This is a genomic window from Bradyrhizobium erythrophlei (assembly GCF_900129505.1).
GTDB classification, from domain to species: domain Bacteria; phylum Pseudomonadota; class Alphaproteobacteria; order Rhizobiales; family Xanthobacteraceae; genus Bradyrhizobium; species Bradyrhizobium erythrophlei_D.
In genome coordinates this window covers 3961188-3973653 of the sequence record NZ_LT670818.1, presented here as the reverse complement: position 1 = coordinate 3973653, position 12466 = coordinate 3961188, and the positions used below count along the sequence as shown (strand labels likewise).

Genomic DNA, 12466 nt, shown 5'->3' with positions numbered 1-12466 from the left:
GCGCTTGATCTCTTCGGAAAACCGGTATCCACTTTTCCGGATCATGCGCTAACGCGCCTGCTTGTCCATCCAGCGTCGCAGCATCCGCACATTGCGGATGTTGGCACGGAACAGCACGTCGAACGCGTCGCCGGCGACCGGCACCGCTCCGACCACGCCCTGGATCGCGACATTGCCGAGCATCCGCGCCGTGATGTGCCAGGGCGCGCCGAGTGCGCGCGCCTCGCGCACCAGCCATAGCGACAGTGCGGCGGCGATGAGATCGCCGACCACCGGGATCAGGCCGATGATGCCGTCGACGCCGTAGCGGATCTTGGTGCCGGGCAGGATGAAGGCGATGTCCAGAAGCTTCGCGATGGCGTCGAGCCGCGCCAGCCGCTGCTCGCGGGTGAGGTTGCGGAACGGATTGGCGCCACCGAAATCGAAGCGAAAGCCATCGAAGCGGAAGCCTTCAGAGCGGAAGTCATCAGAGCCGAAGCCTTGGAACTGGGACCCGAGCGAGGCCTCGGGAATTTCGCGCCCGTCCTGATCGATGATCGGGCCGCGCGGATGCGTCCCGCCAAAATGGGCGCGGGAGTTTTTCCCTGACCGCGCGGGATTGGGGACGAGAATCTCTTCATTCGACATGGACATCACATGGGTAACGCGCGATGCGGGCGCAAGTTGCGTCATGCCGTCGCGGTTAGGGTCCGCTCGCCGCCGACGGCGTCAGCCCGAAGCGGCGGCGGAAGCAGCGGTTGAAATACGACAAATCGTTAAAGCCGCATTCGAAGGCGATATCGCTGATCCGCCGCTCGCCGCGCTGGGCCAGCAACTCCGCCGCCTTGCGCAGCCGCAGCTCGTTGAGCCTCATCGTGAAGCCGGCGCCGGTCTCATACAACAGCTCGTTGACATAGCGCTCCGACAGGCCGGCCGCCGCTGCGAGCTTGTGCGCGGAAAAGTCCGGCTCGGCGAAGCGCCGCGACAGAATCGCCAGCACCGCATTCAGCCGGACCGCGCGCAGGCCGCCGCGCTGCGCCGCCAGCGCAAGCTCGCCGCGGGCGCCGAGGCCGAGGCTGGCGAGATCCATCAGATGCTGCGCGATCGCCATTCCGGCTTCGTCGACCGCCGCCGGGTGCCGCAGCAGCAGGTCGCTGTAGTCCATCGCCAGCGACAGCGCGCCGCCGGGCTCGAGCTCGCGCCCGACCAGATCGTCGACGCCCGCGACCACGGCCCTCAGCGCCGCCATCGGCAAATGCACATTGGTGAAACGCTTGTAGCTGGCGCCGTCGGCGGAAAAGAACGTCTCGTCGAGCTTGAGCAGCACCATCGCTCCCGGCCGCATGGTGAATTCGCGGCCGCGATGCACCACCTGCGCCGCGCGATCGCCGGTGTTGCGCGCAAGGCAATAGCGGTCGTCATTGGTTTGCAGCACCTGGCGGCGTTCGCGCCTGACCGTGGTGAAGGTACCGTCGCAGCGGCCCAGCATGGTGGTGCCGATATGGATGGAATTCATCGCGGCGCGGAACGGCACATCGGGAGCCGGATCGAGCTCGCCGGTGTTGGAGAAATGTTCGAACAGCTCGGCGAAGAACAGGAAACGCTGCCGGTCGTCGAGGCCCTGCGGCAGCATGTCGGTCGAAAGCGTCTTGCTGATCACGGACATCGACGGGCAAAAACCAAAAAAAGACGACGCGAATAATTTGCCCACCCGAGGTGAACGCGGCCTGAAGCTTTGCCAAGGCTATCAACACTTGCCTGTGAATGAAATAGCGCCGGACAGTCCAAATCCGCGGTCACCTGACGCCCGCCAGTCCAAGACCGGGCCGATGCCCTGACATACCGATGCGGCGATGCGGCCGCAGGTGCTTCGCGCCGGCACCGCATTCCCTCACCCGGATCGTCCCCCGCGATTTAAAAAACGCCAAAGGAGAAAACGACATGACGTCATCTTACGCGCCCAGGATGCTGCTCGGCACGGCTATCGCCGCCAGCGTCGGCATCGGCTATGCCATCGGCGCGCAGCCGCATATGGCCGAGAGCATTGCGCTGCTGCAATCGGCGCGTTCCGAACTCGCCGCCGCGACCCCGAACAAGGGCGGTCACCGCGAACGCGGCCTGACGCTGATCGATCAGGCGATCGGTGAAGTCCGTGCCGGCCTCGCCTTCGCCGGCGGCTGACACGTATCCCCCTCAATCGATGCGAACGGAGATATTCATGAACAGACTGATCGTAGCCGTTTTCCTGCTCGGCACCCTGTCGGGCGCCGCCCATGCGATGCCGCTGGCGCCGCTCGCGCCTGCCGACAGCGACGTCATCGCGGTTGCGGGCGGATGCGGCCCGGGCTGGCACCGCGGCCCCTACGGCGGATGCCTGCGCAACTTCGCCAATCCGGCGGCGCATGCCTGCCCGCGCGGCTTTCACATCGGCCCGGGCGGCGGCTGCCGCGGCAACGGCCGCTGAGGGCTCTTGATCGTCTGCTGAAACGTCAAGCGGCGGGCCGAACGGTCCGCCGCTTTTCGCCGCTGGGAAACTTACTTGCTTTCCGCGGCGGGTTGCTCGTGGACGACCGTCGCCAGTTCGTCGATCGCCTCATGCGCCAGCCATGAACAGATCACGGCGGGGATGAAGCCGACCAGGCCGTAGAGCAGGAACTGGACGAGGCCGCTGTCCGGCCCGCGCGAACCGTACAGCAGTTCGGCGGCGAAGAACGACAGCACGCCAACGATCAGCATGCGCAGCACCGGACTGACGCGCCTGACGTGCCATAATATATCATCCACCGCCGCCATCATCAGGGTCGGCAGCAGACCGAACAGATAGCTGTATTGCAGCGTCTTGGCGAACACCACGAACAGCTTCGCCACCTCGGACCAATCGGTGTGGGTCCAGTAGCCGGACATGTAGGTGGTCACGAACAGCAGGATAAATCCGCCGAGCAGCGGACTGAGCGCCGCAAAGATCAGATACCGCTTCATGTCCACCTCGCGAAGTTTGCAGGGCTTGACGGATGCAGGCCTGGCCTACTCCCCCCACGCCGCAAATGCGTCGTTGAAGGCGCGCTCGCCGGGGGCGCCCTTTTCGATGGCGATGATGGCGCGGCGCTGGTTGACATAGACCAGCGGCACGTCGAACCAGGAGCGCTCCTTCAGGAGCTGCAGATTGCGCGCGCGATCGGCGTCGACATTGGACAGGCCGACCAGGAAGAAACCGTCGGTGACCTTGACCGCAAGCCCCGCGAGCGGCGTGCCGCGGGCCTGCTCGTTGGACTTCATCAGGATGCCCGGCACGTTGCCGACGCCGCCGCCGGTGAAATCCGGCGGCAGGATGAAGGTCAGCTCCGCGGTGTGGCTGGCGGGCAGCGAGGTGTCGGTGTTGCGGCGGAACGACATCGTCATCTTGAACTTGCGGTCGGGGATTTCGATGTCGGCACGCACGGCGATATCGGCCTTCTGGCCGGCGGCGGCCTTGACCGGTTCGGTGCGCCAGATCACCGAGCCGACATATTGCTTGCCCTTGGGATCGGAGGGATCCTCGTCATACAAAACCACCTTCTGCGCTACCGGCGCGACCTGGTCGTCCGAGGACGAGGGCTGGCCGACGCGATCGGCGATCTTCGGCTTGGTCAAAGGCGAGGCGTCTTTCGGCGCTTCCATCACTTGTGTCGAAGGCTTGAACAGGCCGCTGACGGTCGTCACCAGCGACTTGCCCCACAGGATCCCGGCGCCGACCAGGATCAGCACCACGCCGATGGCGATCGCGCTCTTGAACGGAAATACCGCGCCGGTGCGGACGCGCTTTTTCGGCTCGCGGTCGGCCCCGATCCGCGAGCGCGACGACGGCGGCGCATAGCGCTCGGCCTCCTCGGCGGATTCGTCATAGGAATAGGGCTGGTCGGGATCGGCGCCGCGGTTCTCCATGCTCGGCTCGAGCCGGTCGAACTCCGGCGAAGGCGACGGCACGTTGGCATAGGTCTTTCGCGCGGCACGGCTGGCCTGCGCCGCGGCGCGGCCGAGATCGTCGGCGTCGGCGGCGATATCGCGAAAGCCGCGCATGCCCGGCGCCTGCGGCGCGTTGTTGTCGGGCCCGCGGCGCGGCGAGCCCGATCGTTCGCGGGTCGGCGGCAGCGCCGGCTCCTGCATCCCGACCTGCGGCTGCGACGGCTGCGGGCGCGGTGGCGGCGCATCGGCGCGAAGATTGCGCTGCGGACGGTCATCCTGGCCGAGCGGCGGACGCTCGTTTCGCGATGCCGATGGCGGCGGCGCAGGCGGACGGGGGCGCGATGGCGCCCCGGATGGCTGGACTGAGGATGGCGAGTCTGAGGCTGGCAGCGCCGGTTCGGCCGGACGCGGCGAGGGCCTGGTGGTGGCGCGGAAGGCATCGCCGGCACGGGCGCGGTCGCCGCCGCCTCCGGCCGCGCGCACAGCATCCCCGGAGCGCGAAGCGTCCCCGGAGCGCGCAGCGTCCCCGGCCCGCGAGGCCTCACGGGCGCGCTGGGCCGCCTCGGACTCGACCTTGCGCACGGCCTCCTCCAGCGACAGCCGCTCGCGGGTGATTTCGGATTCGCTCAGCGGCGGATCGACGCTGCGCAGTTGCGCGATCAACGCGGCGCGGGCCCGCTCGTAAAGCGCGCGGCGGCTCTCGCCGGGAGCACTGGGATCCAGGCCGGCAATAGCGCGGGCGATCAGCGGGTAGTAGTCAGCCATCTCTACTCAACAATGTGGGCCTTGCGGTAGCATCTTGTTAAGCCTCGAACGGGTTCTGTACCAGAATAGTATCCTCGCGTTCGGGGCTGGTGGAAAGCAGCGCGATTGGGCAGCCCACCAGTTCCTCCACTCTGCGGACATATTTGATGGCCTGGGCCGGCAAATCCGCCCAGGAACGCGCGTTGGCGGTCGGCTCTTTCCAGCCCTCGATGGTCTCGTAGATCGGCACTACCCGGGCCTGCGCGCCCTCGCCGGCCGGCAGATGGTCGATTTCCCTGCCGTCCAGGCGGTAGCCGACGCAGACCTCGATGCTGTCGAAGCCATCGAGAATATCGAGCTTGGTCAGCGCCAGGCCGTTGATGCCGCAGGTCCGCACCGTCTGGCGCACCAGCACGGCGTCGAACCAGCCGACGCGCCGCTTGCGCCCGGTATTGACGCCGAATTCCTTGCCGCGACGGCCGATCTCCTCGCCGATCTCGTCATGCAGTTCGGTCGGGAACGGCCCCTGGCCTACCCGCGTCGTGTAGGCCTTGCAGATGCCGAGCACGTAGCCGACCGAGCCCGGGCCCATGCCGGTGCCGGTCGCGGCCTGCGCCGCCACCGTGTTGGACGAGGTGACATAGGGATAGGTACCGTGGTCGACGTCGAGCAGCGCGCCCTGCGCGCCCTCGAACAGGATGCGCTTGCCCTCGCGGCGCTTGATGTCGAGCAGCCGCCACACCGTTTCGGCGTAAGGCAGAAGCTGCGGTGCCAGCGCGGTCAGTTCCTTCAAAATTCCCGCACCGTCGATCTCTTCCAGATTGAGGCCGCGGCGCAGCGCGTTGTGATGCGACAGCAGGCGCTCGATCTTGTGCGGCAGCGTGTCGAGATCGGCGAGGTCCATCAGCCGGATCGCGCGGCGGCCGACCTTGTCTTCATAGGCCGGCCCGATGCCGCGCCGCGTGGTGCCGATCGCGGTGACCGCGTTGCCGGATTCGCGCAGCGCATCGAGTTCGCGGTGCAGCGGCAGGATCAGCGTGACGTTTTCGGCGACGCGCAGGTTTTCCGGGCTGACGGCGACGCCCTGGCCCCTCAGTTTCTTCACCTCGTCGAGGAAGGCCTGCGGGTCGAACACCACGCCGTTGCCGATCACCGCAAGCTTCGAGGGCCGCAGCACACCCGACGGCAGCAGCGCCAGCTTGTAGGTCTCGCCGTTGATGACCAGCGTATGGCCGGCATTGTGGCCGCCCTGGAAGCGCACGACAATGTCGGCCTGCTCCGACAACCAGTCGACGATCTTGCCCTTCCCTTCGTCGCCCCACTGGGCGCCGACGACGACAACATTGGCCATTCGCAGGTATTCCCTCTGCCACTGAATTCACACGAGCATGACCCGTTTGGAAAAACCGCGCCCAGCGGATCAAGTCCGCGGGCCTGCTTTTCCGGATCATGCGCCCAGCCCAAATCACGGCCAGGGCCGCTCGCATGCGAGGCAGCCCACGGGATAAAGGAAGCGGGCTAGCGACGCAAGCAAGAACGGGGCTTTGGCCGGCCTGGATACCGGGTTCAAGCCCTTGATATCCCCCGAAAATTTGTGTCGGGAGAATGGCAGCGGATGCCGCTCACGGTTGAATCCGGCCGTCCACCGCTTCGATGATCCGATCGCCGCGGCGGGCCAGGTCGTGACGCCCGGCCTCGGAAATTGCTATCTCTGCGGCAATATCCGACGACGGAGCGACAGCATGTCGAAAACCACCCGCGCGACGCAGGCGCTCACCAGGCTCGGCGTCAAATTCGCCCTGCACACCTATGATTACGATCCCGACGCCGACCGTATCGGCCTGCACGCCGCCGAGGCGCTCGGCGTCGCGCCGCACCGGGTGCTGAAGACGCTGATGGCGGAGGTCGACGGCAAGCCGGTCTGCGTCGTGGTGCCGTCGGATCGCGAAGTCAGCATGAAGAAGCTGGCGGCGGCATTTGCCGGAAAGGCCGCCAGCATGATGCGCCCCTCCGACGCCGAGCGGCTGACCGGATACCATGTCGGCGGCATCAGCCCGTTCGGACAGAAGAAGCAGGTTCCGGCCGCGATCGAGGCGGCGGCGCTTGAAGAGACCAGTGTGTATCTGAACGGCGGACAGCGCGGATTACAGGTCGAACTCGATCCGAAAGAAGCGGTCAGGGCGCTCGAGGCGGTCGTGGTGGCGCTGACGGCGTGAGGGGGAGCTGATCCGATTTCATTTCGAGGCCGTACCGATCGCCAACGCGAGAATGAAGTTTCGCCACATCGCCGCAGAATGGAACGGGCGCCGTCGATTTCCAGGACACCGCAGTGCAAACCGGATTCCTGCCTTGCGCATGGTCGCGATGCATCCTGCGCCATTGAACCCGGCTGAAAATCCGTGTCTGTGAGCGGGCCGGGCCAAAACCGGTCCGGGCGGGTGACGTCGGACCGATGGCTGCGGCGTGTTCGAACCCAGGCCAACTCCCGCTCCATGTCTGCCTCCGGCCAAACCACCGGCGCTGCCTCTTCCGGCAACTGGCTTGCCAACCAGCCCTATCTGCTGCTCTGCATCACCGCTCTGTGCTGGGCCGGCAACGCCATCGTCGGCCGCCTCGCCGCCGGGCATATTCCGCCGGTGACATTGTCGTTTCTGCGCTGGTCGCTGGCGTTTCTCATCGTGCTCCCGATCGCCTGGAACCATCTGAAACGCGACTGGGCCGCAATCCGCGCCAAGCTTGGCACCATGATCGTGCTCTCCATCACCGGTATCGGCGTCTTCAACACCCTGCAATACTGGGCGCTCGAATATACCCAGGCGCTGAACACGCTGCTCCTGCAGTCGGCCGGGCCGCTGTTCGTCGCGGTGTGGTCGCTGGCCCTGCTCGGCGTCCGGCTGACGCTGGCGCAGGCCTGCGGAATCCTGGTGTCGCTGACCGGCGTGCTGGTGATCCTGCTGCACGGCGACCTCACCACGCTGAGGAACATCGAGTTGAACAAGGGCGACCTCATCTTCACCGTCGCACTGGTGATCTTCGGGCTTTATTCGGTGCTGACGCTGAAGCGGCCGCAGATTCACGGGCTGTCGTTCGTGGGCTTCACCTTCGGCTGCGGCGCGGCCTGCCTCATTCCATTCTTGATCTGGGAATTGCTGACGCGCCCGGTGATGCAGTTCAACACCAATAATCTTCTGATGATGTTCTACGTCGCGGTGTTCCCCTCCACCATCGCCTATCTCTGTTTCAATCGCGGCATCCAGCTGATCGGCGCCAACCGCGCCGCGCCGTTCTTTCACGTCGTGCCGGTGTTCGGATCGGTGATGGCGATCGTCTTCCTCGGCGAGCGTCCGCAACTGTTCCACATCGTCGGCTTTGCGCTGGTGTTGACGGGTGTTTTTGTAGCGTCGCGGAAGCAGGCCGGCGCGGACTCGGCGAATAAACGCTGAAGCCGAGGTTGACCACGATTTTGTCTTGTCGGACCATCGTTGCCGACGCCACCAACGCGGATCGCTTGCCCTCATGCACGATAGAACGTCAAGCCCGACTCCCCCACAGCCGACCGTGCAGCGCGCCGAAAGCGCGGTGCCGAAGAGCTTGCGCCGCTATCTTTCGCTCGACGATTTCGAGGCCACCGCCCGGCGCCGGCTGCCAAAATTCCTCTATGGCTACATCTCGGGCGCGGTCGAGACCGACGCCGCGCTGCGCGACAATCGCCGCGCGTTCGACGAATACGGTTTCGTGCCGCGGGTGCTGAACGACGTCTCCGGCCGCGACCAGACCACGACCCTGTTCGGCAAGACCTATGCGGCGCCGTTCGGCATTCCGCCGATGGGCTCGGCCGCGTTGTGCGCCTATCGCGGCGACATCGTGCTGACGCGGGCCGCTGCGGCCATGAATGTGCCGATGTGCCTATCCGCTTCGTCGCTGATCAAGCTCGAAGACGTCAGGCGCGAGAACCCGGCGGCCTGGTACCAGGCGTATCTGGCCGGCGACGCCGCGCGCATCGAGCCCTTGGTCGACCGGGTCGCGGAGGCCGGTTACGACACCTTCGTCGTCACCGCCGACGTGCCGGTGCCGCCCAACCGCGAGAACAACATCCGCAACGGTTTTCAGGTCCCGCTCGCGATCACGCCGCAGATCGCCTGGGATACGGTCAGCCATCCGCATTGGCTGTTCGGCATCTGGGCGCGGACGCTAATGAATTACGGCATGCCGCATTTCGAGAACATGGACGCGATGCGCGGACCGCCGGTGCTCGCGAAGAACCTGATGCGCAACATCGGCAAGCGCGACCAGCTCGCCTGGAAGCATGTCGAGCTGATCCGCAAGCGCTGGAAGGGCAAGCTCGTGGTCAAGGGCCTGATCGCGCCGGCGGACGCGCGGATCGCGCGGGAGTCGGGCGTCGACGGCGTGCTCGTCTCCAACCATGGCGGCCGCCAACTCGACCATACGATTTCCTCGCTGCGCACGCTGCCCGAGATCGCCGCCGAGGCCAACGGCATGACGGTGATGATCGATGGCGGCATCCGCCGCGGCACCGACGTGCTCAAGGCGCTCGCGCTCGGCGCCGATTTCGTCTTCGTCGGCCGACCGTTGCTGTACGCCGCCGTCATCGCCGGCGAGGCCGGCGTGCATCGGGCGCTGACGCTGCTCAGGGACGAGGTCGACCGCGACATGGCGCTGCTCGGCATCCGCAGCGTCAGCGAGATTTCTTCAGACCTGGTTCGAAGGCTCTAGGCCACCACACTCCCGGCGCTGGCGCGTGCATGGGTGCGCGCGTTCAGCCGGGGCCTGGCAAGCGCTCTCACCAGGGGATGGGCTGCGAACGATGCTGGGTTTCAGAGGTAACGTGCCGCTCCCATGCATACGGCGGTCAGCGCGAGCAGCAGGGCTGCTGCGCGCTGGGCCGTGGCGATGTGCGACCGCGCGCGGGCTTCGTCGCTCGTTCCGTTTCGCAGGCTTCTGACCGCCCGTCCGCCAATGGCCCCCTGTACGCCCGCCGCGAGGAGCGCAGCGAGCGCCCCCACCGCCAGGACGTGCTCGGCTGTGCCAAAGTTACCGGCATGGACCAGATGCCCGAGATAGCCGCCGGTGAGAACGGCGATCACGGCAGCGCCCATCTGCGGGCGAAAAAGCTTCTCGCCGCCGATGCCTCCGGTCCGTGCCAGCGTGAAGCTCGTGCCCGCCCAGAACACGGAGGAAAGAATGTGAAGTGACACGGCTGTGATGATTGCAATCTGCATGGCATCGCTCCTGGATGGCGTTGCAATTAGATATACATATTGTATATTCAATTAGTCAAGAGCATGGCGAAAGACCGAGAATGTCGACGCGCCGGTATGTGAGTTCTGTGCGGACGGCTGCGGCGACTGAGAAAAGGACTCGTGTCATCGAAGCCGCGGCCCGATCGCTGCGTGAGGGCCCGAGCATCACCAGCTTTTCACTGGATACGGTGGCGAAGGCAGCGGGCGTGACGCGGCTGACCGTGTATCATCAGTTCGGATCGCGGCGCGGATTGCTCGAAGCCGTCTTCGATGACATCGCGCAGCAAGGCGGCCTCATGGAGATCGCCGACGCGATGGCGATGCCGGATCCGCGCGCGGCGCTCGACCGGCTGGTCGAGATCTTCTGCGCGTTCTGGAATCGGGACCGGGCGGTCGGCCGGCTGCATGAAGCGATGGCGACCGACCCGGAATTCGCGCTAGCCTTGCTCGAGCGCAACGAGCGCCGGCGCAAAACATTCACCGCATTGGTAAAGCGGGCCGCCGGCAAGTCGGCGTCAGCTCGGGCACAACAAGACGCCGTCGACATGATCTTCGCTCTGACGAGCTTCGCCATGTTCGCGATGCTCAGCCGGGATCGCCCTGTCGACCAGGTATGTGCACTCCTGAAATCCGCCTGCCACAGCGCTCTCGATCCGCTGGTAGCCGGCACGCATTCGGCGGCGAAGCGGCGATAGTCGCACAGCCCGCGGGCGCGCCCTTTCTGGCTAGCAAAAAAAATCGATTTTCGATTGACGATTGTTTTTCGGCCTGTCATCTTGCTCGTCATGGATAGTGCCGCGTTCGGTTTTGATGTGCAGCGAGGCGACGGGCCGAGGAGCCTAACCTCTGCTGTGCTGGAGCGTCTGCGCGGCGACATTCTTTCGACCAAGCTCGTTCCCGGCCAGAAACTGCACATCGCGGGTCTTGCGAAGCAGTTCTCGGTAAGCCTCGCGGCGGTGCGCGAAGCGCTGTCGCGGCTGGTCGCCGACGGACTGGTGCAGGCTTCCGACCAGCGCGGCTTTCGGGTCAGCCCGGTGTCGCCCGCCGACCTCGAAGACGTGACGCGCACCCGCATCGACATCGAGGGCCTGGCGCTGCGCCGCTCGATCGAGCGCGGCGATCAGGCCTGGCTCAATTCGGTGGAATCATCCTTCGCCGCGCTCTGCGCCGTTCCGCAGCGTGATCCGGGCGACCCGATGAAGCACAACGAGGTCTGGATCGCACGGCATCGCATCTTCCACCGGGCGCTGGTGAATGCCTGCGGTTCGCACTGGCTTTTGGGATTCCGCGACGTCCTGCACGAGCAAAGCGAACGCTATCGCCGGCTTTCGATCCGCGAGACCGGAAAATCCCGCGACGTCGCCGCCGAACACGCCGCGGTGGTCCATGCCGTGCTCCGGCGCGATGCCGACGCCGCCGTGGCGGCGCTGACGACACACTTCCTGACGACCATGCAATTCGTCGAACTTGCCGCGCCCCGGATTTCGGAGGTGCCGACGACCGTTTGAACCGAGGAGCGCAAAGACTCCGACCCAACTCACAAAGAAAAACAGAGGAAACGTCAAATGAGCATCACACGCCGCCAGTTGCTGGCCACCATGGCCGCATCGACCGCGCTGGTCATCCCCGGTATCGCAAGAGCCGCGGACAAGGTCCGTATCGGCCTGCCGACCAAGACCTATTGGCCGACCACCATCGCCGAGACCGCGGCACGGCAAAAACTGTTCGAGAAGGAAGGCATCACCGCCGAGCTCACGATCTATCGCGGCGGCGCGGAGACCTTCGAGGCCATGGCGGCCGGTGCTGCTGACGTCATTCTCGATGCGCCGTCGCTGCCGGCCGCCGGCCGCAAGAAGGGCGTGATGTCGAAGGTCGTCGGCAATGCCTGCATGGGCAATTATGGCTGGCAGTTGATGGTGCTCAAGAACTCGACGCTCGACGTCAAGGATCTGAACGGCAAGAAGGTCGCCATCACGTCGGCCGGCTCCGGTTCCGACCTGCTGGCGCTGTGGACCATCCAGGACGGGAAGATCGACTTCACCCGCGTGCCCGTCGGCGGCGGCGGCCTGGTGCCCAATCTGCTGGCCGGCAATGTCGATGCCGCCGTGGTGTATTCGCCGCTGAGCTTCCAGATCGCCAAATCCGGCGAGGCGCGCACCCTCATCGACTACGCCACGGCCGTGCCGCCGAGCCTGACCGCGGGATGGATCGCGCCCGACAAATATTGCCAGGAGAAGCCCGAGATGGTGCAGAAGACGCTGAACGCGCTGTACGGCGCGCTCGCCTTCATGCGCGGCAACAAGGAGACCACCGTCAAGCTGATCGCCGAACTCTATGAGATCCCGGCCGACATCGCCGCGCTGGAATATGAAAACACCATCATGAAGTTGGAAACCGACGGCAACATGGGCGCGCCCAACACCGTCGAGGCGATGCAACTGTCGCTTGATATGGCAAAACTCGGCGGCATGAAGGATCTGGTGCCGGCGGCCGACATCGTGTCGACGCAATTCAAGCCGGTTCCGACCAGGCTCTGAGGC

General features: G+C 65.6%; 14 protein-coding genes. 8 read left to right on the top strand and 6 right to left on the bottom strand.

Annotation, left to right across the window (positions count from 1 at the left end):
- Positions 1 to 48 precede the first annotated feature (48 nt).
- Positions 49 to 633, bottom strand: coding sequence for a DUF4112 domain-containing protein (locus B5525_RS18415; RefSeq protein WP_079567285.1), 585 nt, complete (start codon positions 631 to 633; stop codon positions 49 to 51).
- 49 nt (positions 634 to 682) lie between these two features.
- A complete protein-coding gene (locus tag B5525_RS18410; RefSeq protein ID WP_079567284.1) occupies positions 683 to 1645 on the bottom strand; it encodes an AraC family transcriptional regulator in 963 nt (320 codons plus the stop codon).
- 275 nt (positions 1646 to 1920) lie between these two features.
- Here B5525_RS18410 and B5525_RS18405 point away from each other — a divergent pair, with 275 nt between their 5' ends.
- Positions 1921 to 2160: a hypothetical protein gene (locus B5525_RS18405; protein WP_079567283.1), complete on the top strand. Its 240-nt coding sequence runs from the start codon at positions 1921 to 1923 to the stop codon at positions 2158 to 2160.
- Positions 2161 to 2197: 37 nt separating this feature from the next.
- Positions 2198 to 2443: a GCG_CRPN prefix-to-repeats domain-containing protein gene (locus tag B5525_RS18400; protein WP_079573517.1), complete on the top strand. Its 246-nt coding sequence runs from the start codon at positions 2198 to 2200 to the stop codon at positions 2441 to 2443.
- 71 nt (positions 2444 to 2514) lie between these two features.
- On the opposite strand, the gene B5525_RS18395 is transcribed toward B5525_RS18400, so the two are convergent.
- Genes B5525_RS18395 through B5525_RS18385 form a run of 3 tightly spaced genes read right to left on the bottom strand, consistent with a single transcriptional unit; the run spans position 2515 to position 6016 of the window.
- Positions 2515 to 2958 (bottom strand): DUF5413 family protein, encoded by a 444-nt coding sequence (locus B5525_RS18395; protein ID WP_079567282.1) that lies wholly within the window; start codon positions 2956 to 2958, stop codon positions 2515 to 2517.
- Positions 2959 to 3003: 45 nt separating this feature from the next.
- The gene (locus tag B5525_RS18390; protein ID WP_079567281.1) at positions 3004 to 4686 is read right to left on the bottom strand and encodes a hypothetical protein; all 1683 of its coding nucleotides are present in this window, start codon (positions 4684 to 4686) and stop codon (positions 3004 to 3006) included.
- A 37-nt stretch (positions 4687 to 4723) separates the two neighbouring features.
- Positions 4724 to 6016, bottom strand: a complete 1293-nt coding sequence (locus B5525_RS18385) for an adenylosuccinate synthase (protein ID WP_079567280.1) — start codon at positions 6014 to 6016, stop codon at positions 4724 to 4726.
- A gap of 391 nt (positions 6017 to 6407) precedes the next feature.
- Here B5525_RS18385 and ybaK point away from each other — a divergent pair, with 391 nt between their 5' ends.
- From ybaK to B5525_RS18370, 3 genes are all read left to right on the top strand, one after another.
- A complete protein-coding gene (gene ybaK, locus B5525_RS18380; protein WP_079573515.1) occupies positions 6408 to 6881 on the top strand; it encodes a Cys-tRNA(Pro) deacylase in 474 nt (157 codons plus the stop codon).
- A gap of 276 nt (positions 6882 to 7157) precedes the next feature.
- A complete protein-coding gene (locus B5525_RS18375) occupies positions 7158 to 8108 on the top strand; it encodes a DMT family transporter (protein WP_079567279.1) in 951 nt (316 codons plus the stop codon).
- Between the two features lie 136 nt (positions 8109 to 8244).
- A complete protein-coding gene (locus B5525_RS18370; RefSeq protein WP_079573513.1) occupies positions 8245 to 9399 on the top strand; it encodes an alpha-hydroxy acid oxidase in 1155 nt (384 codons plus the stop codon).
- A 101-nt stretch (positions 9400 to 9500) separates the two neighbouring features.
- Here B5525_RS18370 and B5525_RS18365 read toward each other — a convergent pair whose 3' ends face one another.
- Positions 9501 to 9905, bottom strand: coding sequence for a hypothetical protein (locus B5525_RS18365; protein WP_079567278.1), 405 nt, complete (start codon positions 9903 to 9905; stop codon positions 9501 to 9503).
- 209 nt (positions 9906 to 10114) lie between these two features.
- Between B5525_RS18365 and B5525_RS18360 the strand changes: the two genes are divergently transcribed.
- From B5525_RS18360 to B5525_RS18350, 3 genes are all read left to right on the top strand, one after another.
- The gene (locus B5525_RS18360; protein WP_244567939.1) at positions 10115 to 10621 is read left to right on the top strand and encodes a TetR/AcrR family transcriptional regulator; all 507 of its coding nucleotides are present in this window, start codon (positions 10115 to 10117) and stop codon (positions 10619 to 10621) included.
- Between the two features lie 156 nt (positions 10622 to 10777).
- Positions 10778 to 11434 carry a GntR family transcriptional regulator gene (locus B5525_RS18355; protein ID WP_244567938.1) on the top strand — a complete coding sequence of 219 codons (657 nt, stop codon included), beginning with the start codon at positions 10778 to 10780 and terminating at the stop codon, positions 11432 to 11434.
- Positions 11435 to 11491: 57 nt separating this feature from the next.
- Positions 11492 to 12463: an ABC transporter substrate-binding protein gene (locus tag B5525_RS18350; RefSeq protein WP_079567276.1), complete on the top strand. Its 972-nt coding sequence runs from the start codon at positions 11492 to 11494 to the stop codon at positions 12461 to 12463.
- Positions 12464 to 12466: the final 3 nt, after the last annotated feature.

Bases quoted from the DNA above. Each gene is read 5' to 3' on its own strand.
- ybaK (WP_079573515.1), top strand. From the start codon at position 6,408: ATGTCGAAAACCACCCGCGCGACGCAGGCGCTCACCAGGCTCGGCGTC.
- B5525_RS18415 (WP_079567285.1), bottom strand. From the start codon at position 633: ATGTCCATGTCGAATGAAGAGATTCTCGTCCCCAATCCCGCGCGGTCA.
- B5525_RS18400 (WP_079573517.1), top strand. From the start codon at position 2,198: ATGAACAGACTGATCGTAGCCGTTTTCCTGCTCGGCACCCTGTCGGGC.
- B5525_RS18385 (WP_079567280.1), bottom strand. From the start codon at position 6,016: ATGGCCAATGTTGTCGTCGTCGGCGCCCAGTGGGGCGACGAAGGGAAG.
- B5525_RS18395 (WP_079567282.1), bottom strand. From the start codon at position 2,958: ATGAAGCGGTATCTGATCTTTGCGGCGCTCAGTCCGCTGCTCGGCGGA.
- B5525_RS18405 (WP_079567283.1), top strand. From the start codon at position 1,921: ATGACGTCATCTTACGCGCCCAGGATGCTGCTCGGCACGGCTATCGCC.
- B5525_RS18365 (WP_079567278.1), bottom strand. From the start codon at position 9,905: ATGCAGATTGCAATCATCACAGCCGTGTCACTTCACATTCTTTCCTCC.
- B5525_RS18390 (WP_079567281.1), bottom strand. From the start codon at position 4,686: ATGGCTGACTACTACCCGCTGATCGCCCGCGCTATTGCCGGCCTGGAT.
- B5525_RS18350 (WP_079567276.1), top strand. From the start codon at position 11,492: ATGAGCATCACACGCCGCCAGTTGCTGGCCACCATGGCCGCATCGACC.
- B5525_RS18375 (WP_079567279.1), top strand. From the start codon at position 7,158: ATGTCTGCCTCCGGCCAAACCACCGGCGCTGCCTCTTCCGGCAACTGG.
- B5525_RS18410 (WP_079567284.1), bottom strand. From the start codon at position 1,645: ATGTCCGTGATCAGCAAGACGCTTTCGACCGACATGCTGCCGCAGGGC.